Here is a 21,576-nt window from a genome sequence, read left to right as displayed (position 1 = left end):
TTCCGCTTCGTCTCAGCGCAGGGGGACGCGCACGGGAAAGGATCCGGCGCCCGGAATCTGCCCCATGCCGACCGCCTCGCCTTCCTCGTTCAGCGTGAGGAGCCACCATTCCGTCCATGGCCGGATCGAGAGGCCGCCGGAGGTGACCCGCGCCACGCAGTCCGAGCCGCCCGCCTCCACCATGCAGCCTTTCTCCGGATCATGACCGCCGATCCGCAGGCCGACATAGGCGCCGCCCTTCTGCGGATCTATGGAGCCTTCCCGCGCCTTGAGCGCGTCCAGATAGGCGCCCGTCATGCTGCTGCTCGAGGGCAGTTCCGCCGGGGTCTCCATGAGGACGTCGAGCACCGGCCCGCTCGCGAGGAAGCCCTCCAGGGCCCGGCGGCGCACGATGGGGCTGGGGCTGAAGAGCCCGTACTCCAGCGCGACGGCCTGGAGCTCCGGATCGCCGGATTCGAGCATCGTCTTCATCGCCGCCAGAGAGCGCGTCGGATCGGGATCGGCCAGAAGATCCCGATAGGCGCCGATCTCGGAGACCTCCTGCTCCATCCGCGCGCGCATCTCCTCCAGAGAGGGGCGCTGCGCCAGCGCGGGTCCCACCAGAAGGCAGGCCAATCCCAGACCGATCGGAATCCGTTTCATCCGCGCCCTCCATCCGCCATGTCCCAGCGCATGAAACCATCTCCTGCGCGCGGATCAAGAAGTTTCAACTCCGGGCCCGGGCGGCGGCGGACTTGCGCCGGACGGGAATCCTTCCCATGATCAGGAGGCTTTCCCCTCTCACCCAGGAGGCCCCGTCATGCGCATCGGCGAGGCGGCCGGATCCAGCGGCGTCTCCGCGAAGATGATCCGCCATTACGAATCCATCGGACTTCTGCCGCCCGGCGCCCGGCGCGAAAACGGCTATCGCGATTATGACGAGCGCGATCTCCACGAATTGCGCTTCATCCGGGCCGGACGCGATCTCGGCTTCTCGCTGGAGGATCTGCGGGCGCTGCTCGATCTCTGGCGCGATTCCGGCCGCCGCAGCGGCGAGGTCAAGGCTCTGGCGGCGCGGCGTCTGGCCGAGGTGGAGCGGCGGATTCACGATCTGGAGGCCATGGCGCGCAGTCTGCGCGAGCTGGTTTCGGCCTGTCAGGGCGGCTCGCGGCCCGATTGCCCCATCCTCGACCGGCTCGGCGCCGAGCCCGGACAGACCCCGTGAGCTTCCGCGAGCGCGAGGCCCTCTTCGCGGCGCCCGACGGAATCCGGCTGGCCGGGACGCTGCTCGAACCCGAAGGCGAAGGCCCCTTCCCCGCCCTGCTCTTCGCCTCGGGCTCGGGGCCGCAGAACCGCGACGAGGAGATTCTCGGACATCCCTTCTTCGGCGACCTGGCGCGCTGGTTCGGCGCGCGCGGCGTCGCCTCGCTGCGCTTCGACGACCGGGGCGTCGGAGCTTCGGAGGGCGATCACGCGCAATCCTCCGTCGCGCAGGATGTGGAGGATCTCGGGGCGGCTCTGGCTTTTCTGAAGGCTCAGGAGGGCGTGGACCCGCGCCGCATCCGGCTGGTCGGCCATAGCCAGGGAGCCCTGACCTGCGCCCTGCTGGCGGGCCGCGCGGAGGTCGAGGCCGTGGCGGCTCTGGCCGGCCCCGCCGAGCCCATGCCGGGACTGATCCACCGTCAGGCGCGCACCGCCGGGCGCGAGCTGGGATATGCGCCCGAAGTCCTGCGCCATCAGCAGGCGACCAATCAGGCCGCCTTCGACGTCATCCTGCGCGGGGGCTCCCGGGCGGAGGCCGAAGCCCTGCTGCTGGATCATCTCTTGCGCTGGCCGGGTCCGCCGCTCGGAACGCGGGAGGATCTGGCCAGGACCGCCGCCCGGATGGCCGGAGTCCTGATCTCGGCGCCTTTCGCCAGCCTCCTGCGGATCGACATGGCCGAGGTCTGGAGCGGAATGAAGACGCCGCTCGTCGCCTTCTTCGGCGGACGCGACCAGCAGGTTCCGGGCTTCGTCAACCTCAAGGCCCTGCGGGGGCTCCTGCCGCCGCAGACGCCGTTCCGGGGGCGGGTCTTCCCCCGCCTGAACCACCTGTTCCAGGAGGCGAAGACTGGCTCCGTCCGGGAATACGCAGGACTGGGCGCGGCCCCCGCTCCGGAGGTCATGGAGACTCTGGAAAGGGCCTTCGCCGAGGTCACCAGGCCGCCGCCAGCTCCTCCGCCAGCCTGAGCGTCAGGGCGCGCGCGCCCATCTCGCGGGCCAGAGGCGCGCCCTGCCCCGCCCAATGCGGGCCATATCCCGCCTCGCCTCCGGCCTTTGCGGCGGCGTTCAGAGCCTTGCCCGCGTCATAGGCGAAGGGATAGGCGGCGATCTCATGGGCGGGGATCTCCGCGCCGAAGGCCGTGAAGCGATTGGCCAGGCAACGCGCCGGACGCCCCGAAATGGCGGCGGTCAGCGTGGTCGGACGGCGGGCGGCCTCGCGCAGGGCCTGACGATGCCCCGCATCCGCCAGAGACTCCGGACAGCCGACATAGGCCGTGCCCAGTTGCGCCGCTCCCGCTCCGAGCTTCAGCGCCGCCGCTATGCCTGCGCCGTCCATGATTCCGCCCGCCGCGATCACCGGAATCGGCGAGGTCTTCGTCAGAAGCCGCACCAGCGCGAAAACCCCGAGCCGCGAATCCGGGCCCTCGGGGTCGAAGATCCCGCGATGGCCGCCCGCCTCCCAGCCCTGGGCGATCACCGCGTCGAGCCCCGCCGCCGCGACGGCCTCAGCTTCCTGCGGCTGGGTCGCGCTGGCCATGAGCCGGATCCCCGCGCCCTTCAGCGCCTTGATCCGCTCCGCCGAGGGAAGGCCGAAATGGAAGCTGACCACGGCGGGCCGCGTCTCCAGCAGCATGGAGAGCATGGAATCGTCGGTCTTGAAGCTCTGGTAGATCTCGTTCAGCCGCGCCGGAGGCTCCGCCCCGAAGCGCGCGAAGAGCGGCGCGAGAAGCTCCAGCCATTCGGCGTCGCGCCGAGGATCGGGCGCGGCGGGCTCATGGCAGAAGAGGTTGACGTGGAAATCCCGCGCGGTGCGGGCGCGGGTCTCGGCGATGGCGCGGGCGGCGGCCTCGGCGGTCATCGCCCCCAGCCCCAGAGCCCCGAGGCCGCCCGCCGCGCAGACCTCCGCCGCCAGGGCGGGAGAGGACGTCCCCGCCATGGGCGCCTGAAGGATGGGCTTCTCGCAGCCCAGAAGCCGCAAGGTCGCGACGACGGCCGCGCCGTCATTCTCCGGAGATCCCATGATCCGCCTCCTCAGAGCGACGCGGCCCCTCCGGCCGCCAGGCCCAGGCTAGAGCCTTTCCGGAGCGGAGGAAAAGGCCCCCTCGCCCCGATCAGGCGGATTTTTCCGACCTCCGGCGCCCCGGACCCCTGAAGTCAGGGGCGCTCATGGGGCGAGGAGCTTTCGGGGCTCTTGAGCGTGGAGGTGAAGCCGTCCACCACCGGAGGCCGCCCCTCCTCGCCCCAGCCGCGCAGAGCCGCCTGTCGTTCGCCGCCTTCCGCCGGGCCGCGCCAGGAGCGCTCGCGCGCGGCGGCTTCAGGTCCGGGGGCCTCGCGCCTGGAAGCCTCTCGTCCGGCGCGCCCGAAGGCGCGCTCCAGATCCCGGTCGCGACGAACTTCCCCCACGCCGGACAGGCCGCCTCCGATCTCACGCACGGATGTCGACGCCATGGCTTGATCCTTCCCGATCTGATTTCCGAAGATTCCCGATCTTCTTCCGACCGTCAGTTTACCATGACCCGGAGGGTATTCTTCAAATAAACCATGAAAATGCGGAATCCTCGCCGGAATCCTTCATGGGGCGTCCGCGATGGTTCACCATGGAACGGATCGGGAGAAAAACAGGATCCTCGCCCCCCGGAAGGAAGGCCCGGAGACCCCGGACCGGACGAAAACCGCGATTCGCCGGAAGCGCTCAGGTCGTCCCGCGACCTCGCGCCAGCTCGGGCCGGAACCCCTGCATCGGCGCACCCTGTGACAAGTCACAGAATCCAGCCGGAAAAAGCTCATTGCGAAGGGGCTAACTCGTTGGGATCATGGTGGAGTTAAGGGGATTCGAACCCCTGACCTCTGCCATGCGAGGGCAACGCTCTACCAGCTGAGCTATAACCCCATGATCACGACGTGCGGCTTGATAGGCTCCCGGCTTTCGGCTGTCAAGCGGCTTGTCGCGGGGAGGAGGCCGCTCTACTTAATGCTGCGAGCTTGGCCGTCGGGGTCGGGCCCTGCATTGGAGATTCCATGATCCCCGCCCTGATCTACCTCGTCCAGGCGGTCGCGAACCTGATTTTCTGGGCTCTGCTGATCTACATCGTCCTGACGCTGCTGATTCAGTTCAACATCGTCAATTACCGCAGCAACCAGCTCGTCCGCACGGTGGTCGACGGCCTGGAGCGCCTCGTCGAGCCCATGCTCCGACCGATTCGCCGCCTCCTGCCCGATCTGGGCGGAATCGACCTCTCGCCCATCGTGCTGATGATCGGCGTGAACTTCGTGGAGATCCTGCTCGTCAAGACCCTCGGCGCCCTCGCCTGACCGCCATGACGACGAAGCTCTGGCGCGATCTGGTCCGTCCGGCGCCCGAAGGCGGGCGCTTCGCCGTGCGCCTGACCCCCAGGGGCGGCGCAGACGCCCTCGAAGGGCTGGACCGCGACGACGCCGGGCGCCTCCATCTCAAGGCCCGCGTCAGGGCTGCGCCCGAAAAGGGCGCGGCCAACGCCGCCCTCCTGAGCCTGCTGGCCAGGAGCCTCGATCTGCCGAAACGCGATCTCGACATCGCCGCCGGGGCTCAGGCGCGGCTGAAGACCGTGGCCGCCCGCCGCCCGCCGGAGGCTCTGGCGGAGGCCCTCGCCGCCGCGCATGAAAAGGGCGCCTGATCAGGCGCCCCCTCCGGAAATCCTGCGTCCCGTCGCCGCCCCTGCGGGGCGCGCGGCCTCAGTAGCAGATGCTGTTGAAGGCGCTCTGGGCGGCGCGGAAATTCCACATGTCGAAGGCCTGGACGGCGGTGGGGGCTCCCCATCCGCTGCTGCGCCGCTCGACGACCACGGCGTCCCGCGCGATCATCATGCGGATGGTGTCGCCGTTCGCGCAATTCTTGCTGGCCAGCATCTGTTGCGCGGAGGCGCTCCCGGAGGCGAAAAGGGTCGCGCCGAGGACCAAGACGGCCGAAGCGTTCAGAATCGCCTTCATGCTGCACTCCCGTATCCTGATGTGACGCGGCGGGCCTGGGATCCGGAGCCCGTCGCCGCTCCCCATACATTGAACAGCTTTTTGACCAAACAAAAGCGAAAACGCCCAGAATCGAACATATTTGCGGGAATAAACGAATCCCCAGTCCCGAGATTAACATGACCGTAAAAAAAGAACCATGGATCACGCTGGTAGGGGGAGGATCGGCCTCCAGGGGGGCCTATCGGGCCGCCAGGCGCCTGGCGCCCCGGGTTTTCGCCGTGGACGGAGGAGCGAATCACCTGAAAGCCTGGGGCGAGCGTCCCGAAGCGATCCTCGGCGACCTCGATTCCGTGAGGGATCTCGACTGGTGGTCGTCCCAGAAAGACGTCTACGTCCTGAAGACCCCCGATCAGGAGACGACCGATTTCGAGAAGGCCCTCGACCGCCTCCAGGCGGAGGTCGTCCTCGCGGTGGGCTTCCTCGGCGGGCGGCTGGACCACGCCCTGGCGGCGCTCCACGCCCTCGCGGCCCGGCCCGGACGCAGGATCCTGCTCATCGGGGCGCAGGAGGTCGTCTTTCTCGCGCCGCCGCTCTGGCGGGCGCGGCTGAAGCCGGGAGACCGGCTCTCCATCTGGCCGATCCGCCCGGTGACGGTCTCGCGCTCGCGGGGGCTGCGCTGGCCGCTCGATCCGCTGCGGCTGGAGGCGGGGCTGAAGATCGGCTCCTCGAACGAGGTCTCGGAGCCGGAGGTCTCGGCGGCGTTCGACGCCTCCGGCGCCCTCATCCTGCTGCCCCGCGCCCGACTTGAGGCGGCGGTCGCCTCGCTGCTCGCGGCGCCCGTTCCGCCGGAGGCCTCTCCCGGACGCGCATGAACCGGAAATGGCTCTAGGCGCGCGGCGGGGGTTTGGTTTATGCGTGAGGCTCCGCCTCCGCCCGCCCTGAAGGATCCCCAGAGGACGACCATGACGCCGCGCAAGCCCTTCGTCTTCATCCGCCATGGCCAGACGGACTGGAACCTCCAGCGCAAGGCGCAGGGCTCCACGGACATTCCCCTCAACGCGACGGGACGCGCCCAGGCCCGCGCCGCCGTGGAGATCCTGCGCCCCTTCGCGCTGACGCGCGTCGTCGCCAGCCCGCTGGGGCGGGCGCGCGAAACCGCCGAGATCCTCGCCGAGGGGCTCGGGATCGAGGCCTTCGCGCTCGAGCCCGATCTGCGCGAGGCCGGATTCGGCGTGCTGGAGGGAACGCCCTGGAGCGACTCCTTCGCGGCCTTCTACGCCGGAACCCTGATCCCCGAAGGCGGAGAGGCCTTCGTCGACTTCCGGGCGCGGGCTCTGCTCGGTCTGGGGCGGGCGCTCCAGGGCGAGGGCGCGCCGCTGATCGTGGCGCATGGCGGCGTCTGGAAGGCGCTGCGCGGGGCGCTGGACATCCGTCCGCGCGGCGTCGCGCCCAATTGCGTCCCTCTGAGCGTGCGGCCTCATGGCGAGGGCTGGCTCGCCGAGGGCGACCTCGAACCGGAGAATTCCTGATGCGCCGTCTGCTGCTGATGCGCCACGCCAAATCCGCCTGGCCGCCGGGAGTCGAGGATTCGGAGCGCGGGCTCGAACCGCGCGGACGCGCCGCCGCCGCGGCCGTCGGCGCCTGGCTGAGGGCGCGCGGCGAGATCCCCGACGCGGCTCTGGTCTCGACGGCCCGCCGCACCCGCGAGACCTGGGATCTGGCGGCGCGCAGCCTCTTTCCGGAGCAGGAGCCGCCGCAGGCGCGGTTTCTGGACCGGCTCTATCTGGCCTCGCCGGAGGAGATCCTCGCGGCCCTGCGCGAGGAGGCGCCGCCCGAATCCCGGACGCTGCTGGCGCTCGGGCACAACGACGGGCTCCAGAGCTTCGCCGAGGCGCTCTGCGGCGGTCGAGCCGAGCGTCCCGCCGACGCCAGAGCCTTCGAGAAATTCCCCACCGGCGCCGTGGCGCTCTACGAGATCCGCGGAGACTGGGCGGATCTGACGCCGGGCGAGGCGCGGCTCGCGGCCTATCTCCAGCCGCGCGACCTCGCGTGAGGCGGGGCCCGGCCCGAGAGGCGCCTCAGGGGGCGCGCTCGCCGGGGAGCAGAAGCCTCACCAGAAGCCCGCCCGCCTCGGCGCGGCCGAGGGTGAGTTCGCCGTCATAGGCCTCGACGAGATCGGCCACCATCGCCAGGCCGATCCCCGAACCCGGACGCCGCGAATCCAGGCGTCCGCCCGCCGAGAGCATCCGGGCGTGCTGTTCGGGCGCGGCGCCGGGGCCGTCGTCCTCGATGGTCAGGCGCAGGCGCTCGCCCTGGAGCGTCTCGACGGCCTCGGCCGAAATCCGCAGCTCGCCGCGCGCCCAGACGCAGGCGTTGTTCATCAATTCGCCGAGCAGCTCCTGAAGATCCTCCTCGTCGCCGCGGAAGACCAGCTCCTGCGGCAGATCCAGCCGGATCGTCAGAGGCCGCTGATGCAGCCGCAGCATGGTCCGGCGCAGGCGCTCGGCGGCGGGCAGGAGCCGCGTCCGCGAGCCCTGGAGCGCCCCCACCCGCGCCCGCGCCAGTTGTCGGCGGGTCTGGCGCTCGATCTGGGCGAGGGCGTCGAAGGCCATGTCCAGACTCTCCGAGCCGGGCGGCGCGGCCCCCTCGCCGGAGACCTGGCGGGCGGCCAGGGCGTCGAGCTCGTTGCGCAGCACGGCCACCGGAGTCTTCATCTCGTGGGCGAGGTCGGCGGCGCGGCGGCGTCCCTGGGCGATCCAGCGTTCGTTGCGGTCGAGCAGTCCGTTGAGATCCTCCACCAGGGGCGCGACCTCGGCGGGATAGGCGCCTTCGATGCGCGGCGCGCGGCCCGCCCGATATTCCGCCAGAGCCGCGCGCAGAGACCGCAGGGGACTCAGCACGAAGCGGCTCTGCAAGGCGGTGGCCGCCAGCAGCGTCAGCCCGAGGGCCGTCAGGGAGAGGATCAGCGCCCGCCGGAAGCTCCCGCGCTCGGCCGCCAGAGAGGCTTCGTCCGCCGCGACGGTCAGCAGCCATTCGTCGCCGGTGCGCTCGACGCGGACCCGCCGCTGCAGGGCTCGCAGCGAGGAGCCGCCCGGACCCGGAACGCCGCTGTAGAGCCGCTGCCTTTCGCCCATCTGCGCCGAAGGCTCCGGCGTGCGGAACTGGAAGTCCCAGAGCGACACCGAGCGGAAGGCGAGGTCGCGTTCGTCGTCGGAATCTCCGCGCATCACCCGCCGCGCCACCCAGTAGATCCCGCCATAGGCCCGCCCCAGACGCGGATCCAGCGGCGCGGCGTCCGAAGGACGCGGCGCGGCGCCGCTCGGCCCCGCCAGAACGCCCAGACGCGAGGCGAAGGCGGATTCGTAATCCGCGCCCACGTTCACGGCCGCCGCCATGGCGTTGATGTAGTCGCGGAAGCGCTCGTCGAACTGACGCTCCACCGCCTCCGAGAAGAGCCGCCAGATGATCGCCCCGCTCAGGGCCATGGCCAGAGTCATCCCCAGAGCCGCCACCAGCAGGCTGCGCGCCTGGAGCGAGGGGCGTCGGGAGGGAGACCCGATCATGCGCTCTTGCGGATGATGTAGCCCCGGCCGCGCTCGGTCTGGATCAGATCCGCCGAGAGCTTGCGCCTCAGGCGCCCCACGAAGACCTCGATGGTGTTGGAGTCGGGGTCGGAATCATAGCCGTAGACATGTTCGCCGATCTCGACCCGCGAGATCACCCGCCCCGCGTTCAGCAGCAGATAGCCCAGGACGCGGCTCTCCTGAGCGGTCAGCGTCACGGCGAGGCCGTTCAGGCTGGCTTCTCCGGTGCGGGTGTCGAACTCCACCGCGCCCGCGCGCAGGATGGGGTCGGCCCAGCCGCTGGACCGCCGGATCAACGCCCGCAGACGCGCCACCAGCTCGGCGGTGTGGAAGGGCTTGGCCAGATAGTCGTCGGCGCCGGCGTCGAGGGCCTCGACCTTCTCGCGCCAGGAATCGCGGGCCGTGAGGATGAGCACCGGAGTCTTGACTCCCTTGCGCCGCCAGTCGCGCAGGACGACGCCGCCCTCGCGCTTGGGCAGCCCGAGGTCCAGCACGACCGCGTCGTAAGGCTCGGTCTCGCCGAGGAAGCCGCCCTGTTCGCCGTCGGCGGCGCCGTCCACCGCGAAGCCCGCCGCCTCGAGCGCGGCGCAGATCTGCGTCGAGAGCCGCGAATCATCCTCGACCACCAGCACCCGCATCAGGAGCCGCTCGCGGACTCGCCGCCTTCCCGAGACCCGGATTCGCCCGATCCGCCCGATCCGCCGGACTCCGAGGAGGAGCCGGAGGACTCGCCGCCCGAAGAGCTTGACGCAGAAGAGCCTGAGGCCTCCGAAGACCCCGAGGAGGAGGAGCCCGAGGATTCCGAGGCGCCCGAGGAGGAGGGGCTCGAAGCCTCTCCCGAACCCGCAGAGGCCGAGCCCGAAGACGCCGAGCCCGCAGAGGCGGAGGAGGAGCCTGCAGACTCGGCCGGGCCCGAGGGGTTCGAAGCGGAGGAGGCGCCCGTCGAGGAGGAGCCCGAGGCGCTCGGGGAGGCGGAGCCTGCGGCGCCCGCCGGGGAATCCGGAGAGCCCGCAGCCGCAGAGCTCGAGACGGAAGGGCCGGCGCTCGGGGCTGCGGCCTCCGGCGCGGCCGAAGAGACGCCCGGAGCGCTCCCTCCCCAGCTCGATTCTCCGAAGATCGCGGCGCCGAGGCTTCGTCTGGGGCGGGCGCTGCGCGCGGGACGCCCCGTCGCGGCGGCGGCCGAGTCGCCCCCCGCCCCTGAGTCGTCGGGAGAAGAGCCGGAATCGCCCGGAGAAGCGGAGGCCTCGGAAAATCCCGCAGAGGAGGCCGCCGCCGAGAAGGAGGGGCTGGACCCGGCCTCGGAGACGCCGACGCTCCAGGCGTCCTCGCGGCCCGATCCCCAGGACTCCTTGCGCCTTTCGCCCGCCGTCTCGAAGAGGGGGCGCGGAGGCGGCGAAGCGGCGTAGCCCGTCGGCGGCGGCAGAGGCAGGGTCTCGATCTCGGGCATGCGCTGCAGCGAGGCCGCGTCGTACCGGACGCCGCGCACCACGCCGCGTCCGTCCAGGACGGTCACGTCATAGACGTATCCGCTGTCGCCATACTTGAATTCGACATCCACCAGAGAACCGTCGATCTGGCCGTGGACCACGTCCAGAAGCTCGCCCAGAGGCCTCGCGGCGCCGTTCTCGACGGCGCGCAGAGCGGTCTCCGCGCTCTTGCTCCAGAATCCCTGGGCCTGGGCGGCGGAGGCGCCCAGGACGCCCAGCGTCCCCCAGAACAGCAGCCTCGCTTTCGCATACGCATACATGTCAGATTCCGCACAACGCAGCAGAGGGAATGAATCCGGTCACACAGACTCGATGCGCCGGGCCCTCGCAAAGGCTCGGCGCGCAAAACGCCGATGAAAACCTTAACAAGACCGGCGTCCCCCGTCCAGAGATCAGGGCCCCGGAGGCGAGTGCGCCCCCGGCGCGGCACACGCGACGGGGGCGAAGAACGCAACGCCGGACACAACGCTCGACAATACACGCCACGCCTTGAAGACAGACAGCAAACAGAAGACCCACACCCCGGACGAAGGCCACGAACTCGGCCCGGACGCTCGGGAGGACTGCGGGAGATCACGAAACGACAAGGACATGCATAGACCGATTCGCCTGAACCCAGCCTGAACGGCGCGTTCGGACGCCGTTCAGGAAATCATCCCTGCGAGAGAAGGCGCGCTAGCCGGGCTTGCGGTTGGGCGAGCGGCGCACGCGGGCCAGGGCGTCCACCACGCCGAAGAGCAGCTGGGCTTCTCCGGCGGTGAAGGGCGCGCGGTAAAGGGCGTTGCGCAGGCTGGATTCGACCGAGGCGCGGCGAGCCTCCGGCCAGAAGAATCCCGAATCGTCGAGCTCCTCGACCATACGGCTCAGGAGCGCGTCGATCTGGGCGCGCGGCGCGGGCGGCGGGGCCTCGGGCGGCGGCGCGGCGAGCTCCTCGCCCTCCGCCATGGCGGCGCGGCGCCATTCGTAGGAGGTCAGCAGCACGCATTGCGCCAGATTCAGCGACTTGAAGGCCGGATTGACCGGAACCGAACAGATCGCCGCGGCGCGCTCCACGTCGTCGTTTTCGAGGCCCGTGCGCTCGGGGCCGAAGAGGAAGCCGATCCTCCAGCCCTCCTTCGCGCGGGCGAGCCCGTAGCGGGAGGCCTCTTCGGGCGTGGCGGAGGCCTTGTGCAGATCGCGGTCGCGGGCGGTGGTCGCGTAGACGTGGGTCAGATCCGCGACGGCCTCGGCGGTGGTCTCGAAGACGCGGGCGCGCTCCAGAGGCCCCTCCGCGCCCGAGCAGGCCGCCCAGGCGCGTCCCTGAGGCCAGCCGTCGCGCGGGGCGACGAGCCGCAGGTCCCAGAGGCCGAAATTCCACATGGCCCGCGCCGCCGCGCCGATGTTCTCGGCGAGCTGCGGACGCACCAGAATCATCGCCGGAGCATGGGGGAGCGCCCCTTCGGGCGCCTCGGCGGCGCGGTTCTCGAGGCCGCTCATCAGGCGTCGCCGCGCATGTAGGCCGGGAGCCAGCCTTCGCGGATCTCGCGCAGCTCCTCCAGAGGCGCGGCTTCGCCCGCCAGAACCAGAGCCTCGCCCCCCGTGCGCCCGATGATCCGCGCCGTCACGCCCGCCCGGTCGGCGGCCTGAAGCAGGGCCTCGGGAGCCTCGGTCTCGACGAGATAGCGGCCCTGATCCTCGCCGAAGAACCAGCGATGCGCTTCAGAGCCCTGAGGCGGCGCGTCGAGATCCGCCCCGATCCCCCCCGCAAGGGCCATCTCCGCCGCCGCGACCGCCAGGCCGCCGTCGGACAGATCATGGCAGGCCGCCACGAGGCCGCCCTGAATCGAGCGGCGCACGAAATCGCCCGCGCGCTTCTCGGCGAGGAGGTCCACCGGCGGGGCGTCGCCCGCCTCGCGGCCGAGGATCTCGCGCAGATAGAGCGTCTGTCCGAGCCAGCAGCCGTTCGGCCCCACCAGCACCAGAGCCCGGCCCTCCTGCTTCAGCGCGAGGGTGGTCATCTGCGCCAGATCCTCGATCACCCCCACTCCGCCGATGGCCGGAGTCGGCAGGATGGCCGCGCCGTCGGTCTCGTTGTAGAGCGAGACGTTGCCCGAGACGACCGGATAATCCAGAGCCTCGCAGGCCTGGCCGATGCCCTGCACGCAGGCCACGAACTGTCCCATGACCTCGGGCTTCTCGGGATTGCCGAAATTGAGGTTGTCGGTGATCGCCAGAGGCTTCGCCCCCACGGCGGTCAGATTGCGCCAGGTCTCGGCCACGGCCTGGGCCCCGCCCCGACGCGGATTGGCCTTGCAATAGCGCGGAGTCACGTCGACCGTCATGGCGAGGCCGCGGTTGGTCCCGTGGACGCGCACCACGGCGGAGTCTCCGCCGGGGATCTGCACGGTGTCGGCCATGACCTGGTGGTCGTATTGCTCCCAGATCCAGCGGCGCGAGCAGAGGTCCGGAGAGCCCAGAAGCTTGCGCAGCGCCTCCATGGAGCCCATGGGCGCCTCCACCGGCCCGAGGGATTCGGCGGGAGGCGTCTCGGTCCAGGGCCGGTCGTATTCCGGCGCCGAGCCCGACAGCGCCTTGAGCGGCAGATCCGCCTTGACCTCGTTGCCGTGCAGGATGAGGAAGCGGTCTTCGGCGATGGTCTCGCCGACGATGGCGAAGTCCAGATCCCATTTCTCGAAGATCGCGCGGGCGACGTCCTCGAGCTCGGGATGCAGGGCCATCAGCATGCGCTCCTGGGATTCGGAGAGCATCATTTCATAGGCGGTCATGTTCTCTTCGCGGGTCGGCACCTTGTCGAGGTTCAGCCGCACGCCGAGGTCGCCCTTGTCGCCCATCTCCACGGCGGAGCAGGTGAGGCCGGCGGCGCCCATGTCCTGGATCGCCACCACGGCGCCCGTCGCCATGAGCTCAAGGCAGGCTTCGAGCAGCCGCTTCTCCGTGAAGGGATCGCCGACCTGAACCGTCGGGCGCTTCTCCTCGACGTCCTCGCCGAATTCGGCCGAGGCCATGGTGGCGCCGCCCACGCCGTCGCGGCCGGTCTTGGCCCCGAGATAGACGATGGGGCGCCCCACGCCCGAGGCCTTCGCGTAGAAGATGCCGTCGGTGCGGGCCAGGCCCACCGCCATGGCGTTGACCAGCGGATTGCCGTTGTAGGCCGGATGGAAGTTCACCTCGCCGCCGACGGTCGGCACGCCGAAGGCGTTGCCGTAGCCGCCGATGCCCGAGACCACGCCCCGCACGATGCGGCGGGTCTTCGGATGGCTCGGATCGCCGAAGCGCAGCGCGTTGAGCGCCGCCACCGGACGCGCGCCCATGGTGAAGACGTCGCGCAGGATGCCGCCGACGCCCGTCGCCGCGCCCTGATGGGGCTCGATGAAGCTGGGGTGGTTGTGGCTCTCCATCTTGAAGACCGCCGCCAGACCCTCGCCGATGTCGATGACGCCCGCGTTCTCGCCGGGGCCCTGGATCACCCAGGGGGCCCTGGTCGGCAGGGTGCGCAGCCATTTCTTCGAGGATTTGTAGGAGCAATGCTCGTTCCACATCGCCGAGAAGATCCCGAGCTCCGTGAAGCTCGGCTCCCGGCCGAGCAGATCCAGAATCCGCTGATATTCGTCAGGCTTCAGGCCGTGGTCGGCGACGAGCGCGGGCGTGATCGCAGGCTCGGCCCCGGACTTCAGGGCGGGCTTGGACTCGGGCTTCGGGGCGAGGGAGGTCATGAGGCGACTCTTTCGTCTGCGGCCGGAAGGGGGCCCGGAAGGCCCTGCATCTAACCCAAGGCGGCGCCCGTGAAAAGCTCCTGCGGCGCGAAGCCGCCCTTTCGCTTTTCCCCCGCCCTCATGATATCAGACGGCCATGGAGTTCCGGAGGATGCGTCCCATGCCGCTCGATCCCGCCTTTCTGGCCCGCCCCGTCGCCCATCGCGCCCTGCACGACCGCGCGGCGGGGCGCATCGAGAATTCCCGCGCCGCGCTGCGCGCCGCCGTCGAGGCCGGATATCCCGTCGAGATCGACGTCCAGCCCTCCGCCGACGGAATCGCCATGGTCTTCCATGACGAAGACCTCAAGCGCCTCACGGGGCGCGAGGGACGCGTCTCCGATCTGACCGCCGCCGAACTCGGGCGGATTCCCCTGCTCGACGCCCCGCCGGAGGAAACCATTCCCACCCTCTCCGAAGCTCTGGAGATCCTCGGCGGGAAGGTTCCTCTGCTCGTCGAGATCAAGGACCAGTCCGGCCATATGGGGCCGGAGGGGATCGGCGTTCTGGAGGCCGCCGTGGTCGCGGCGCTGAAGGGCCATGAGGGGCCTGTCGCGGCCATGTCCTTCAATCCGCACAGCGTCGCCTGGCTGCGCGACCATGCGCCGGATCTGGCGCGCGGCCTCGTCTCCTATGACTACAAGCACCCCGACGAAGCCGCCATCCCCCCCGAGCGCCGCGCCCGACTCGCCGCCCTGGAGGATTTCGACGAGATCGGCGCGGAATTCGTCTCCTACGGGGCGAAGTCCTTCCCGAGCGCCGCCCTTTCGGCCCTGAGGCGCCGGGGAGTCCCGGTCCTCTGCTGGACGATCCGCAGCTACACCGACATTCCCTTCGCCTCGCTCCACGCCGACCAGATCACCTTCGAGGGGTTCCGGCCCTGATGGCCTCCGCATTGACTCTCCGGCTGGTCCATGCGGCGCGGGAGATCGCGCCCGAGGCCTGGGACGCCTGCGCCGCGCCGGAAGCCGCAGAGGGAGGCCGTCCCGAAAACCCCTTCCTGACCCATCGTTTTGTTCTGGCGATGGAGGAGAGCGGTTCGGCGGCGCCTCGGGCGGGCTGGGCGGCGCATCACCTGATCGCCGAGGCGCAAGGACGGATCGTCGGAATCCTGCCGATCTATCTCAAGAGCGATTCGCAGGGCGAATACGTCTTCGACCATGGATGGGCCCAGGCCTATGAGCGGGCGGGCGGAAGCTATTATCCGAAGCTCGTTTCGGCCACGCCCTTCACGCCGGTTCCGGGGCGGCGTCTGCTGATCGCGCCCGGCGCTCCCGAGGAGACGGCCCAGGCTCTGGCGCGGGCGGGCCGGGATCTGGCGACCAACAACGGACTTTCCTCTCTGCATGTGAACTTCTGCCTTGAGGAAGAACAGAAGCTCTTCGAGGCGGAGGGATTCCTCCCGCGTCTGGATCTGCAATATCACTGGCGCGACGAAGGCTACGGCGATTACGCGGGCTTTCTCGGAGCTCTGGCCTCGCGCAAGCGCAAGGCGCTCAGGAAGGAGCGCGAAGCGGCCCAGGCGGGTCTGGAGATCCTGCGGCTCACGGGGGCGGCTCTGGAGCCAGGGCACTGGGACGCCATGTGGGTCTTCTATCAGGATACGGGGGCGCGCAAATGGGGCCGTCCCTATCTCACGCGCGAGGCCTTCCGGCGGCTCGCCGCGACCATGGCGGAGGATTGCCTGATCGTCCTCGCCCGGGAGCCGGGGGGGCCCTGGCTGGCGGGAGCGCTGAACCTCATCGGGCGCGACACGCTCTACGGGCGCTACTGGGGCGCGCTGGAGGAGCGGCCCTTCCTGCATTTCGAGGTCTGTTATCATCAGGCCATGGAGGCCGCTCTGGAGATGGGGCTGACGCGCGTCGAGGCGGGGGCTCAGGGCGAACACAAGCTCGCGCGGGGCTATCGTCCGACCCTGACGCGCTCGGCGCACTGGATCACGGATCCGGCCTTGCGCAAGCCCGTCGCGGATCATCTGCGGCGCGAACGCGCCTCGATTCTGGAGGCTCAGGCCGAACTCGACGCCGCGACGCCCTTTCGCCGCATGGACGAAGGCCCGGCTTCGGGCGAAGCTTGAGGCCCTGTCCCTGGAGCGTTTTCCGATCCTGTCGGATCGCTCCGACGCTCCAGGTTTTTCTGTGGCCGCATTTTCGCGACGCGAAGCCTGGCCGGCTGCGCTGGGAAATGCTCCAATCCAGCCGAAGGCCATGATTCCATTGCGCTTCCTTCTCGTCGCCGCGCTGCTGTGCGCGACAGCCCTGACCGCTCCTCCCGCCCGCGCCGAAGATCTGGGCGAAAGGGCGTTCCGCAAATGCCAGTCCTGCCACATGGTCGGCGAAGGGGCGAAGCTCCGCGCCGGGCCGACGCTCAATGGAATCTTCGAGGCGCCCAAGGGCGGCCTCGAGAAATACCGCTATTCGCGCGTCATGGCCGAGGCCCGCAAGGCGGGCGAGATCTGGAGCCTCGAAGCCCTCGACGCCTTCCTGACCGATCCGCGCAAGACCATGCCCGGCACGCGGATGGTCTTCGCGGGGATCCGCGATCCCGAGGAGCGGGCGGCCCTCATCCTCTGGCTCGCCCGCTTCGACAAGGAGGGGAAGGTGGAGGAATGACCCTCACCCCTCCCTGACCACGCCTTCGGCGAGCAGCGCCTCCACCTCCTTGATCGAATAGCCCGCCTCCGCGAGGATCTCGCGGGCCTGCTCGCCCAAGAGCGGCGGACGACGCCGCGTCTCCGAGGGCGTGCGGCTCAACTTCACCGGAGTCGCCACCCCCCGATAGCCCTCGCGTTCGGCCAGCATCCCCCGATGCGCCGTATGCGGATGCTCCAGAGCCTCGTCGAGGTTCCGCGCCACGCCAGCCGGGACGCCCTCATCCAGAAGCCGGGGCTCCAGCTCGTCGGCGTCGAGATCCTTCAGACGGGCGCGCAGGATCTCCGTCAGGGCCTCGCGGTTGCGGATGCGCTCGGCGTTGGAGGCGAAGCGCGGATCCTTCGCGGCCTCCTCAAGGCCCACCATCGCGCAGAACTTCGCGAATTGCCCGTTGTTGCCGATGGCCAGATAGAGCGGCCGCGTGCGGGTCGGGAAGAGGTCGTAAGGCACGATGTTCGGGTGGCCGTTGCCCGTCGAGACCGGCGTGACCCCCGACATCAGCGTGTTCGCCGCCTGAGGATGCGCCAGAGTCAAGGCGCAGTCGTAGAGCGTCGTCTCCAGCTTCTGGCCCAGGCCCGAACGCTGGCGCTCGATCACGGCCATCAGGATCGAGATCGCCGCGTAAAGCCCCGTGCCGAGGTCGGTCATGGGCGAGCCGAGCCGCATCGGGCCGCCGCCCGGCGCGCCGTTGACGCTCATCAACCCGGTCATGGCCTGGACCGCCGCGTCATAGCCCGGAAAGCCGCCCAAAGGCCCATCCGCCCCGAAGCCGCTGATGTGGCTGAAGATCAGCCTCGGGAAGCGGTCCTTCAGAGCCTCGTAGCCGAGGCCCCATTTCTCCATGCCGCCGGGCTTGAAGTTGTGGATCAGCACGTCGGCGCCCTCCAGCAGCCGCAGAAGGACTTCGCGTCCCTCCGGGCGGCCGAGGTCGAGCGCCAGAGACCGCTTGTTGCGGTTGGCGCCCGAGAAATAGGCGCTGAAGCCCTCCTTGAAGGGCGGCCCCCAGCTGCGCGTCTCGTCGCCCTGGGGCGGCTCGATCTTGACGACCTCCGCGCCGTGATCCGCGAGGATCTGCGTGCAGTAGGGACCCGCCAGAACGCGGGTCAGGTCGATCACGCGCAGGCCAGCCAGCGCGCCGAAGGGGGGTCCGCTCATCTCGTCGCCGCCTTTCTCAGAAGAAGGCCTGAAGCCCGGTGATCGCGCGCCCGAGGATCAGGGCGTGCACGTCATGAGCGCCTTCGTAGGTGTTCACGGTCTCCAGATTCTGCGCATGGCGCATCACCTGATATTCCTCCGAGATGCCGTTTCCGCCGTGCATGTCGCGCGCCATGCGGGCGATGTCCAGCGCCTTGCCGCAGTTGTTGCGCTTGACGATGGAGATCATCTCCGGCGCGGCCTGGGCCTCGTCCAGCAGACGCCCGACGCGCAGGGAGGCCTGAAGCCCCAGCGTGATCTCGGTCATCATGTTGGCGAGCTTCAATTGATAGAGCTGGTTGTTCGCGAGGGGGCGTCCGAACTGCTTGCGGTCGAGCCCATACTGGCGCGCGGCGTGATAGCAGAATTCGGCGGCGCCCATCGCGCCCCAGGAGATTCCGTAACGCGCCCGGTTGAGGCAGCCGAAAGGCCCCTTGAGCCCCTCGACGTTCGGGAGGAGCGCCTCCTCGCCGACCTCGACGCCCTCCAGCACGATCTCGCCGGTGATCGAGGCGCGCAAGCTGAGCTTGCCGCCGATCTTCGGCGCCGAGAGGCCCTTCGTCCCCTTCTCCAGCACGAAGCCGCGGATCTTGCCGCCATGGGCCTCGGATTTCGCCCAGACCACGAAGACGTCGGCGATGGGAGCGTTGCTGATCCAGGTCTTCGCGCCGTTGAGCACATAGCCCGAGGCGGTCTTCTTCGCGGTGGTCTTCATGCCCGCCGGATCGGAGCCCGCGTCCGGCTCGGTGAGTCCGAAGCAGCCGATCCACTCGCCCGCCGCCAGCTTCGGCAGATATCTGCGCCGCTGCTCTTCGGAGCCATAGGCGTAGATCGGATAGATCACGAGGCTCGCCTGAACCGAGGCCATGCTCCGATAGCCCGAATCCACGCGCTCGATCTCGCGGGCGACCAGCCCGTAAGCCACATAGGAGGCGCCGAGCCCGCCGTATTCCTCCGGCAGCGTCACCCCGAGCAGGCCCATGTCGCCCATCTCGCGGAAGATGGCCGGATCGGTCTTCTCCTCGCGATAGGCCGCGATCACGCGGGTCTGGAGCTTCTCCTGAGCATAGGCCTGCGCCGAATCACGGATCATCCGCTCTTCTTGCGTCAGTTGATCGTCCAGACGGAAGGGGTCCTCCCATGTGAAACGGCCGAGATCGGGCGCATCCTTTGCGCGCAGACGGGTGGTGTCCATTCGCCTGTCTCCTCCCTTCCCCGCCGATTTTTTCAGTCCTGACGGGGAGTTCCATGGTGAATGCGGCGGTTTCCCGAGACGCGGACCCTCCTTTCGGATAGGATGTCCGAAGGGAGGAGCGAACTCGGGAGAACGCCATGAGAAGCGGCTATACGCCCAGTTTGCCGGAACTTGAAGCCTTCGTGCGTTGCGCCCGGCTTGGTTCAGCGACTCAGGCCGCGCAGGAGCTGCATCTCACGCAAAGCGCCGTGAGCCGTTCGCTCGCGTCTCTGGAGATGCGGCTGGGCGCGCGGCTGTTCCACCGCGTCCGCCAGAGGCTGACCCTCTCGGACGCCGGACGCGCCCTGCTCCAGGACGCCGAACGCATCCTGCGCGATCTCGACGCCTCGACGCTGCGGGTCATGGCCTTCGGCGGCAGGCGCGATCTGCTGCGGGTGGCGGTCGCGCCCTGCCTCGGCCAGACCTGGCTCATGCCGCGTCTGGCGCGCTTCTCGGCGGCGACGCCTCAGGCGGCCTTCGAGCTGGCGGAGCGCGCGGGGCCCGTCGACTTCCTCGCCGAGCCCTTCGACTGCGCGCTGCAGCGCGGCGCGGCCAGGCCGGCCGCCGGAACGCGCTGGCGCCTTCTGTTCGAGGAGCGCCTGACGGCGGTGGCGGCGCCGGATCTGGCGCGCCGCTCCGGCCTCGGCGGCCGTTCCGGAGGGGCGCGGCTCTCCGACGCGGATCTGGCGCGGCTGCCGCTGATCCAGCAGGCCGAGCGCCCCAATCTCTGGCTCGACTGGTTCCAGGCCGCGGACGCGCAGGCGGATCCGACCGAAATCGCCCGGGGCCCCCGCTTTCAGGATCTGGGCCTGACGCTGGCGGCGGCGCGGGCGGGGCTCGGAGCAGCCCTGCTGCCCGAAGCCTTCGTTCTGGACGATCTCGAAAGCGGCGCGCTGACGCGCCTCTCGCCGCGCCGCCTTGAGGGCGACCAGCCTTGCCTTCTGGTCTGGCCGCAGGCCGCCGAGGCGCTGGAAGGCTTCCGGCTCTTCCATGACTGGCTCTGCGCCGAGACGGGAGCCGAGACGGGCGCCCAGCCTCCGGAGGAGACGGCGGGAGAAGCGAAGGGAGCTTCCGGCCTGGCGCCGGGACTCGCGGATCATGAGGCGGATCCCTTCACAGCCGCCGCAGGCGGTCGTTGAGCGCATTGGCGGCCAGTCTTCCGAAGGCGGCGGCGGGCGAGGCCCTCAGGGGCGGATCCTCGCCGGTCCCGACCCGCCAGCGCGAGGCGCCCTCGGCGAAGGAGGTCACGCGATAGAGGTCGGGCCGGGCCGCCAGATAGGCGCAGAGCCGTCGGAACCGCGCCTTGTTCAGCCGGTTGGGCCGCACGCCGGGAAAGCCCGGCGGCGCATGCTTCACGAATTCGAAGGGATGGGTCAGGATCGTCACCGGAGAGATCCCCCGCGCCGCCGCCTGCTCCAGAACGCCGCGCATCTCGGCGAAGGAGGTTCCGGTGACGGTCAGCAGCCGACGCGCCGTCCCGCCCGAGGGGCTCGGCGCCAGATAGCTCGTGACCGGCGTCTCGCGCACGCCCTCGACCGGCTCGCGCACGCCGGAGGCCAGGCTCAGGATCTCCGGATCGCGCGGCGGCGCATAGCCCAGCCCCACGCTGGAGCCCAGCCCGATCCCCGCCAGCTTCATCGCCCGATGGACGTTCAGCCCCGCCTTGAGCCCTCCGGCGCGGAAGGCCGCAGGACGCGGCGCGCCCCAGCGCTCCAGAGCCGCGGCGCCCTCGGTCATGAGCTCCGCCAGCTCGGCCGGAGGAAGGGCCGCGCAATCGTCGAGCGGCGCGGCGCGGCGCAGACGCTCGCGCCAGTCGGGATGGCGGAACCAGGTCCAGCAGGGATGCAGATGCAGCTGCACGTCCTGCCCGGCCTCCAGAAGCCGCGCCACCACCGATTTCATGGGCTCCTCGCCGAACCACGCGGCCTGGACCGTCTCGACGAAGAAGACGCCCCGGAAGCCGTGACGCCCGAGAATCCGCAGCAGGAAGGGAAGACCGTGATCCTCGCCCTCGGCGGGGCAATCGACATGCGCCAGCCCCACCGGCGCAAAGGCGTCGGGATCGGCGAAGGCGCCGCCGATGTTGAATTCGACATCCACGGTCAAACTGACGTCTATCGCCGGCATCCCGCCTCCCTGCAGCGCAGCCTGACGCCGAGCATGCAGAGGAATGGTCACGAAAGAATGAGCCCTCCGGCGCGAAAACGGGCCGGAAGCGGGAAAGACGGGGAGATCATGGTGAAAAGGAGACGTTCCGCGTCCTGACCCGCCTGCGGGCTCCATCACGCTTGCGCGCGAGGCCGCATCCGGGAATTCCCGTCAGGGAAAGAAGGACAAGAAAAAGCCTCCCGTTTCGGGAGGCGTTGGAGCGGGCGATGAGATTCGAACTCACGACCCCAACCTTGGCAAGGTTGTGCTCTACCCCTGAGCTACGCCCGCATTCCGCGTCCGCCGACCGCTCCAACGTCCGGCGTGGCGCGATTTA

General features: G+C 69.9%; 23 protein-coding genes and 2 tRNA genes. 11 read left to right on the top strand and 14 right to left on the bottom strand.

Going from position 1 to position 21,576, the window contains the following annotated elements; genetic code table 11:
- Positions 1 to 12: 12 nt before the first annotated feature.
- Complete coding sequence (locus tag PHN62_RS03800; protein WP_300146497.1) at positions 13 to 642, bottom strand: hypothetical protein; 630 nt, start codon at positions 640 to 642, stop codon at positions 13 to 15.
- Between the two features lie 157 nt (positions 643 to 799).
- On the opposite strand from PHN62_RS03800, the gene cueR reads away from it, so the two are divergent.
- A complete protein-coding gene (cueR, locus tag PHN62_RS03795; protein ID WP_300146494.1) occupies positions 800 to 1,204 on the top strand; it encodes a Cu(I)-responsive transcriptional regulator in 405 nt (134 codons plus the stop codon).
- Positions 1,201 to 2,208, top strand: a complete 1,008-nt coding sequence (locus tag PHN62_RS03790; protein ID WP_300146491.1) for a S9 family peptidase — start codon at positions 1,201 to 1,203, stop codon at positions 2,206 to 2,208. Before cueR ends, PHN62_RS03790 begins: the two co-directional genes overlap by 4 nt.
- On the opposite strand, the gene PHN62_RS03785 is transcribed toward PHN62_RS03790, so the two are convergent.
- The 3 genes from PHN62_RS03785 to PHN62_RS03775 form a co-directional block, all read right to left on the bottom strand.
- Positions 2,174 to 3,262: a nitronate monooxygenase gene (locus tag PHN62_RS03785; protein ID WP_300146489.1), complete on the bottom strand. Its 1,089-nt coding sequence runs from the start codon at positions 3,260 to 3,262 to the stop codon at positions 2,174 to 2,176. The two genes, PHN62_RS03790 and PHN62_RS03785, sit on opposite strands and share 35 nt — an antisense overlap.
- A 134-nt stretch (positions 3,263 to 3,396) precedes the next feature.
- Positions 3,397 to 3,690: a hypothetical protein gene (locus PHN62_RS03780; RefSeq protein WP_300146488.1), complete on the bottom strand. Its 294-nt coding sequence runs from the start codon at positions 3,688 to 3,690 to the stop codon at positions 3,397 to 3,399.
- A 366-nt stretch (positions 3,691 to 4,056) separates the two neighbouring features.
- Positions 4,057 to 4,132: transfer RNA gene (locus PHN62_RS03775), tRNA-Ala, on the bottom strand.
- Between the two features lie 128 nt (positions 4,133 to 4,260).
- On the opposite strand from PHN62_RS03775, the gene PHN62_RS03770 reads away from it, so the two are divergent.
- Both PHN62_RS03770 and PHN62_RS03765 read left to right on the top strand, forming a co-directional pair.
- On the top strand, positions 4,261 to 4,554 hold the full coding sequence (locus PHN62_RS03770) for a YggT family protein (protein WP_300146486.1): 294 nt from the start codon (positions 4,261 to 4,263) through the stop codon (positions 4,552 to 4,554).
- A 5-nt stretch (positions 4,555 to 4,559) separates the two neighbouring features.
- Positions 4,560 to 4,895: a DUF167 family protein gene (locus tag PHN62_RS03765; protein WP_300146483.1), complete on the top strand. Its 336-nt coding sequence runs from the start codon at positions 4,560 to 4,562 to the stop codon at positions 4,893 to 4,895.
- Between the two features lie 58 nt (positions 4,896 to 4,953).
- On the opposite strand, the gene PHN62_RS03760 is transcribed toward PHN62_RS03765, so the two are convergent.
- Complete coding sequence (locus PHN62_RS03760) at positions 4,954 to 5,208, bottom strand: hypothetical protein (protein WP_300146480.1); 255 nt, start codon at positions 5,206 to 5,208, stop codon at positions 4,954 to 4,956.
- A 158-nt stretch (positions 5,209 to 5,366) separates the two neighbouring features.
- On the opposite strand from PHN62_RS03760, the gene PHN62_RS03755 reads away from it, so the two are divergent.
- Genes PHN62_RS03755 through PHN62_RS03745 form a run of 3 tightly spaced genes read left to right on the top strand, consistent with a single transcriptional unit; the run spans position 5,367 to position 7,243 of the window.
- Positions 5,367 to 6,062, top strand: coding sequence for a thiamine diphosphokinase (locus PHN62_RS03755; protein WP_300146477.1), 696 nt, complete (start codon positions 5,367 to 5,369; stop codon positions 6,060 to 6,062).
- 39 nt (positions 6,063 to 6,101) lie between these two features.
- Positions 6,102 to 6,719: a histidine phosphatase family protein gene (locus tag PHN62_RS03750; RefSeq protein ID WP_300146474.1), complete on the top strand. Its 618-nt coding sequence runs from the start codon at positions 6,102 to 6,104 to the stop codon at positions 6,717 to 6,719.
- Entirely contained in the window at positions 6,719 to 7,243 is a 525-nt protein-coding gene (locus tag PHN62_RS03745; RefSeq protein ID WP_300146472.1) for a histidine phosphatase family protein, read from the top strand. Before PHN62_RS03750 ends, PHN62_RS03745 begins: the two co-directional genes overlap by 1 nt.
- 25 nt (positions 7,244 to 7,268) lie before the next feature.
- On the opposite strand, the gene PHN62_RS03740 is transcribed toward PHN62_RS03745, so the two are convergent.
- The 5 genes from PHN62_RS03740 to purL all read right to left on the bottom strand — a co-directional run bounded on the left by PHN62_RS03740 (position 7,269) and on the right by purL (position 13,974).
- Positions 7,269 to 8,753 (bottom strand): sensor histidine kinase, encoded by a 1,485-nt coding sequence (locus PHN62_RS03740; RefSeq protein ID WP_300146470.1) that lies wholly within the window; start codon positions 8,751 to 8,753, stop codon positions 7,269 to 7,271.
- A complete protein-coding gene (locus PHN62_RS03735; protein ID WP_300146466.1) occupies positions 8,750 to 9,412 on the bottom strand; it encodes a response regulator transcription factor in 663 nt (220 codons plus the stop codon). Before PHN62_RS03735 ends, PHN62_RS03740 begins: the two co-directional genes overlap by 4 nt.
- On the bottom strand, positions 9,412 to 10,521 hold the full coding sequence (locus PHN62_RS03730) for a hypothetical protein (protein WP_300146463.1): 1,110 nt from the start codon (positions 10,519 to 10,521) through the stop codon (positions 9,412 to 9,414). The genes PHN62_RS03735 and PHN62_RS03730 overlap by 1 nt, the downstream gene beginning before the upstream one ends.
- Before the next feature lie 415 nt (positions 10,522 to 10,936).
- Positions 10,937 to 11,737, bottom strand: coding sequence for an RNA methyltransferase (locus PHN62_RS03725; RefSeq protein WP_300146461.1), 801 nt, complete (start codon positions 11,735 to 11,737; stop codon positions 10,937 to 10,939).
- Positions 11,737 to 13,974: a phosphoribosylformylglycinamidine synthase subunit PurL gene (gene purL / locus PHN62_RS03720; protein ID WP_300146458.1), complete on the bottom strand. Its 2,238-nt coding sequence runs from the start codon at positions 13,972 to 13,974 to the stop codon at positions 11,737 to 11,739. The genes PHN62_RS03725 and purL overlap by 1 nt, the downstream gene beginning before the upstream one ends.
- A gap of 160 nt (positions 13,975 to 14,134) precedes the next feature.
- Here purL and PHN62_RS03715 point away from each other — a divergent pair, with 160 nt between their 5' ends.
- The 3 genes from PHN62_RS03715 to PHN62_RS03705 all read left to right on the top strand — a co-directional run bounded on the left by PHN62_RS03715 (position 14,135) and on the right by PHN62_RS03705 (position 16,624).
- Positions 14,135 to 14,896 (top strand): glycerophosphodiester phosphodiesterase family protein, encoded by a 762-nt coding sequence (locus PHN62_RS03715; RefSeq protein ID WP_300146455.1) that lies wholly within the window; start codon positions 14,135 to 14,137, stop codon positions 14,894 to 14,896.
- Positions 14,896 to 16,089 carry a GNAT family N-acetyltransferase gene (locus PHN62_RS03710; protein WP_300146452.1) on the top strand — a complete coding sequence of 398 codons (1,194 nt, stop codon included), beginning with the start codon at positions 14,896 to 14,898 and terminating at the stop codon, positions 16,087 to 16,089. Before PHN62_RS03715 ends, PHN62_RS03710 begins: the two co-directional genes overlap by 1 nt.
- 130 nt (positions 16,090 to 16,219) lie before the next feature.
- Positions 16,220 to 16,624, top strand: coding sequence for a c-type cytochrome (locus PHN62_RS03705; RefSeq protein WP_300146450.1), 405 nt, complete (start codon positions 16,220 to 16,222; stop codon positions 16,622 to 16,624).
- A gap of 3 nt (positions 16,625 to 16,627) precedes the next feature.
- Here the strand turns inward: PHN62_RS03705 and PHN62_RS03700 are convergent, their stop codons facing one another.
- The gene (locus PHN62_RS03700; RefSeq protein ID WP_300146447.1) at positions 16,628 to 17,818 is read right to left on the bottom strand and encodes a CaiB/BaiF CoA-transferase family protein; all 1,191 of its coding nucleotides are present in this window, start codon (positions 17,816 to 17,818) and stop codon (positions 16,628 to 16,630) included.
- A gap of 16 nt (positions 17,819 to 17,834) precedes the next feature.
- Complete coding sequence (locus PHN62_RS03695) at positions 17,835 to 19,052, bottom strand: acyl-CoA dehydrogenase (RefSeq protein ID WP_300146445.1); 1,218 nt, start codon at positions 19,050 to 19,052, stop codon at positions 17,835 to 17,837.
- Positions 19,053 to 19,189: 137 nt separating this feature from the next.
- Here PHN62_RS03695 and PHN62_RS03690 point away from each other — a divergent pair, with 137 nt between their 5' ends.
- Positions 19,190 to 20,230 carry a LysR substrate-binding domain-containing protein gene (locus PHN62_RS03690; protein WP_300146442.1) on the top strand — a complete coding sequence of 347 codons (1,041 nt, stop codon included), beginning with the start codon at positions 19,190 to 19,192 and terminating at the stop codon, positions 20,228 to 20,230.
- Here PHN62_RS03690 and PHN62_RS03685 read toward each other — a convergent pair.
- Positions 20,205 to 21,218 carry a hypothetical protein gene (locus tag PHN62_RS03685; protein WP_300146439.1) on the bottom strand — a complete coding sequence of 338 codons (1,014 nt, stop codon included), beginning with the start codon at positions 21,216 to 21,218 and terminating at the stop codon, positions 20,205 to 20,207. The genes PHN62_RS03690 and PHN62_RS03685 overlap by 26 nt on opposite strands.
- A 237-nt stretch (positions 21,219 to 21,455) precedes the next feature.
- A tRNA-Gly gene (locus tag PHN62_RS03680) sits at positions 21,456 to 21,530 on the bottom strand.
- Positions 21,531 to 21,576: the final 46 nt, after the last annotated feature.

The sequence above is a fragment of the Neomegalonema sp. genome (genome assembly GCF_028688855.1).
GTDB lineage: Bacteria > Pseudomonadota > Alphaproteobacteria > Rhodobacterales > Rhodobacteraceae > Neomegalonema.
This window is presented reverse-complemented; position numbering and strand designations above follow the sequence as displayed.

Excerpts from the sequence above, each read along its gene's own strand:
- PHN62_RS03800 (WP_300146497.1), bottom strand. The coding sequence starts at position 642 with ATGAAACGGATTCCGATCGGTCTGGGATTGGCCTGCCTTCTGGTGGGA.
- cueR (WP_300146494.1), top strand. The coding sequence starts at position 800 with ATGCGCATCGGCGAGGCGGCCGGATCCAGCGGCGTCTCCGCGAAGATG.
- PHN62_RS03785 (WP_300146489.1), bottom strand. The coding sequence starts at position 3,262 with ATGGGATCTCCGGAGAATGACGGCGCGGCCGTCGTCGCGACCTTGCGG.
- PHN62_RS03780 (WP_300146488.1), bottom strand. The coding sequence starts at position 3,690 with ATGGCGTCGACATCCGTGCGTGAGATCGGAGGCGGCCTGTCCGGCGTG.
- PHN62_RS03770 (WP_300146486.1), top strand. The coding sequence starts at position 4,261 with ATGATCCCCGCCCTGATCTACCTCGTCCAGGCGGTCGCGAACCTGATT.
- PHN62_RS03765 (WP_300146483.1), top strand. The coding sequence starts at position 4,560 with ATGACGACGAAGCTCTGGCGCGATCTGGTCCGTCCGGCGCCCGAAGGC.
- PHN62_RS03760 (WP_300146480.1), bottom strand. The coding sequence starts at position 5,208 with ATGAAGGCGATTCTGAACGCTTCGGCCGTCTTGGTCCTCGGCGCGACC.
- PHN62_RS03755 (WP_300146477.1), top strand. The coding sequence starts at position 5,367 with ATGACCGTAAAAAAAGAACCATGGATCACGCTGGTAGGGGGAGGATCG.
- PHN62_RS03750 (WP_300146474.1), top strand. The coding sequence starts at position 6,102 with ATGCGTGAGGCTCCGCCTCCGCCCGCCCTGAAGGATCCCCAGAGGACG.
- PHN62_RS03745 (WP_300146472.1), top strand. The coding sequence starts at position 6,719 with ATGCGCCGTCTGCTGCTGATGCGCCACGCCAAATCCGCCTGGCCGCCG.
- PHN62_RS03740 (WP_300146470.1), bottom strand. The coding sequence starts at position 8,753 with ATGATCGGGTCTCCCTCCCGACGCCCCTCGCTCCAGGCGCGCAGCCTG.
- PHN62_RS03735 (WP_300146466.1), bottom strand. The coding sequence starts at position 9,412 with ATGCGGGTGCTGGTGGTCGAGGATGATTCGCGGCTCTCGACGCAGATC.
- PHN62_RS03730 (WP_300146463.1), bottom strand. The coding sequence starts at position 10,521 with ATGTATGCGTATGCGAAAGCGAGGCTGCTGTTCTGGGGGACGCTGGGC.
- PHN62_RS03725 (WP_300146461.1), bottom strand. The coding sequence starts at position 11,737 with ATGAGCGGCCTCGAGAACCGCGCCGCCGAGGCGCCCGAAGGGGCGCTC.
- purL (WP_300146458.1), bottom strand. The coding sequence starts at position 13,974 with ATGACCTCCCTCGCCCCGAAGCCCGAGTCCAAGCCCGCCCTGAAGTCC.
- PHN62_RS03715 (WP_300146455.1), top strand. The coding sequence starts at position 14,135 with ATGCCGCTCGATCCCGCCTTTCTGGCCCGCCCCGTCGCCCATCGCGCC.
- PHN62_RS03710 (WP_300146452.1), top strand. The coding sequence starts at position 14,896 with ATGGCCTCCGCATTGACTCTCCGGCTGGTCCATGCGGCGCGGGAGATC.
- PHN62_RS03705 (WP_300146450.1), top strand. The coding sequence starts at position 16,220 with ATGATTCCATTGCGCTTCCTTCTCGTCGCCGCGCTGCTGTGCGCGACA.
- PHN62_RS03700 (WP_300146447.1), bottom strand. The coding sequence starts at position 17,818 with ATGAGCGGACCCCCCTTCGGCGCGCTGGCTGGCCTGCGCGTGATCGAC.
- PHN62_RS03695 (WP_300146445.1), bottom strand. The coding sequence starts at position 19,052 with ATGGACACCACCCGTCTGCGCGCAAAGGATGCGCCCGATCTCGGCCGT.
- PHN62_RS03690 (WP_300146442.1), top strand. The coding sequence starts at position 19,190 with ATGAGAAGCGGCTATACGCCCAGTTTGCCGGAACTTGAAGCCTTCGTG.
- PHN62_RS03685 (WP_300146439.1), bottom strand. The coding sequence starts at position 21,218 with ATGCCGGCGATAGACGTCAGTTTGACCGTGGATGTCGAATTCAACATC.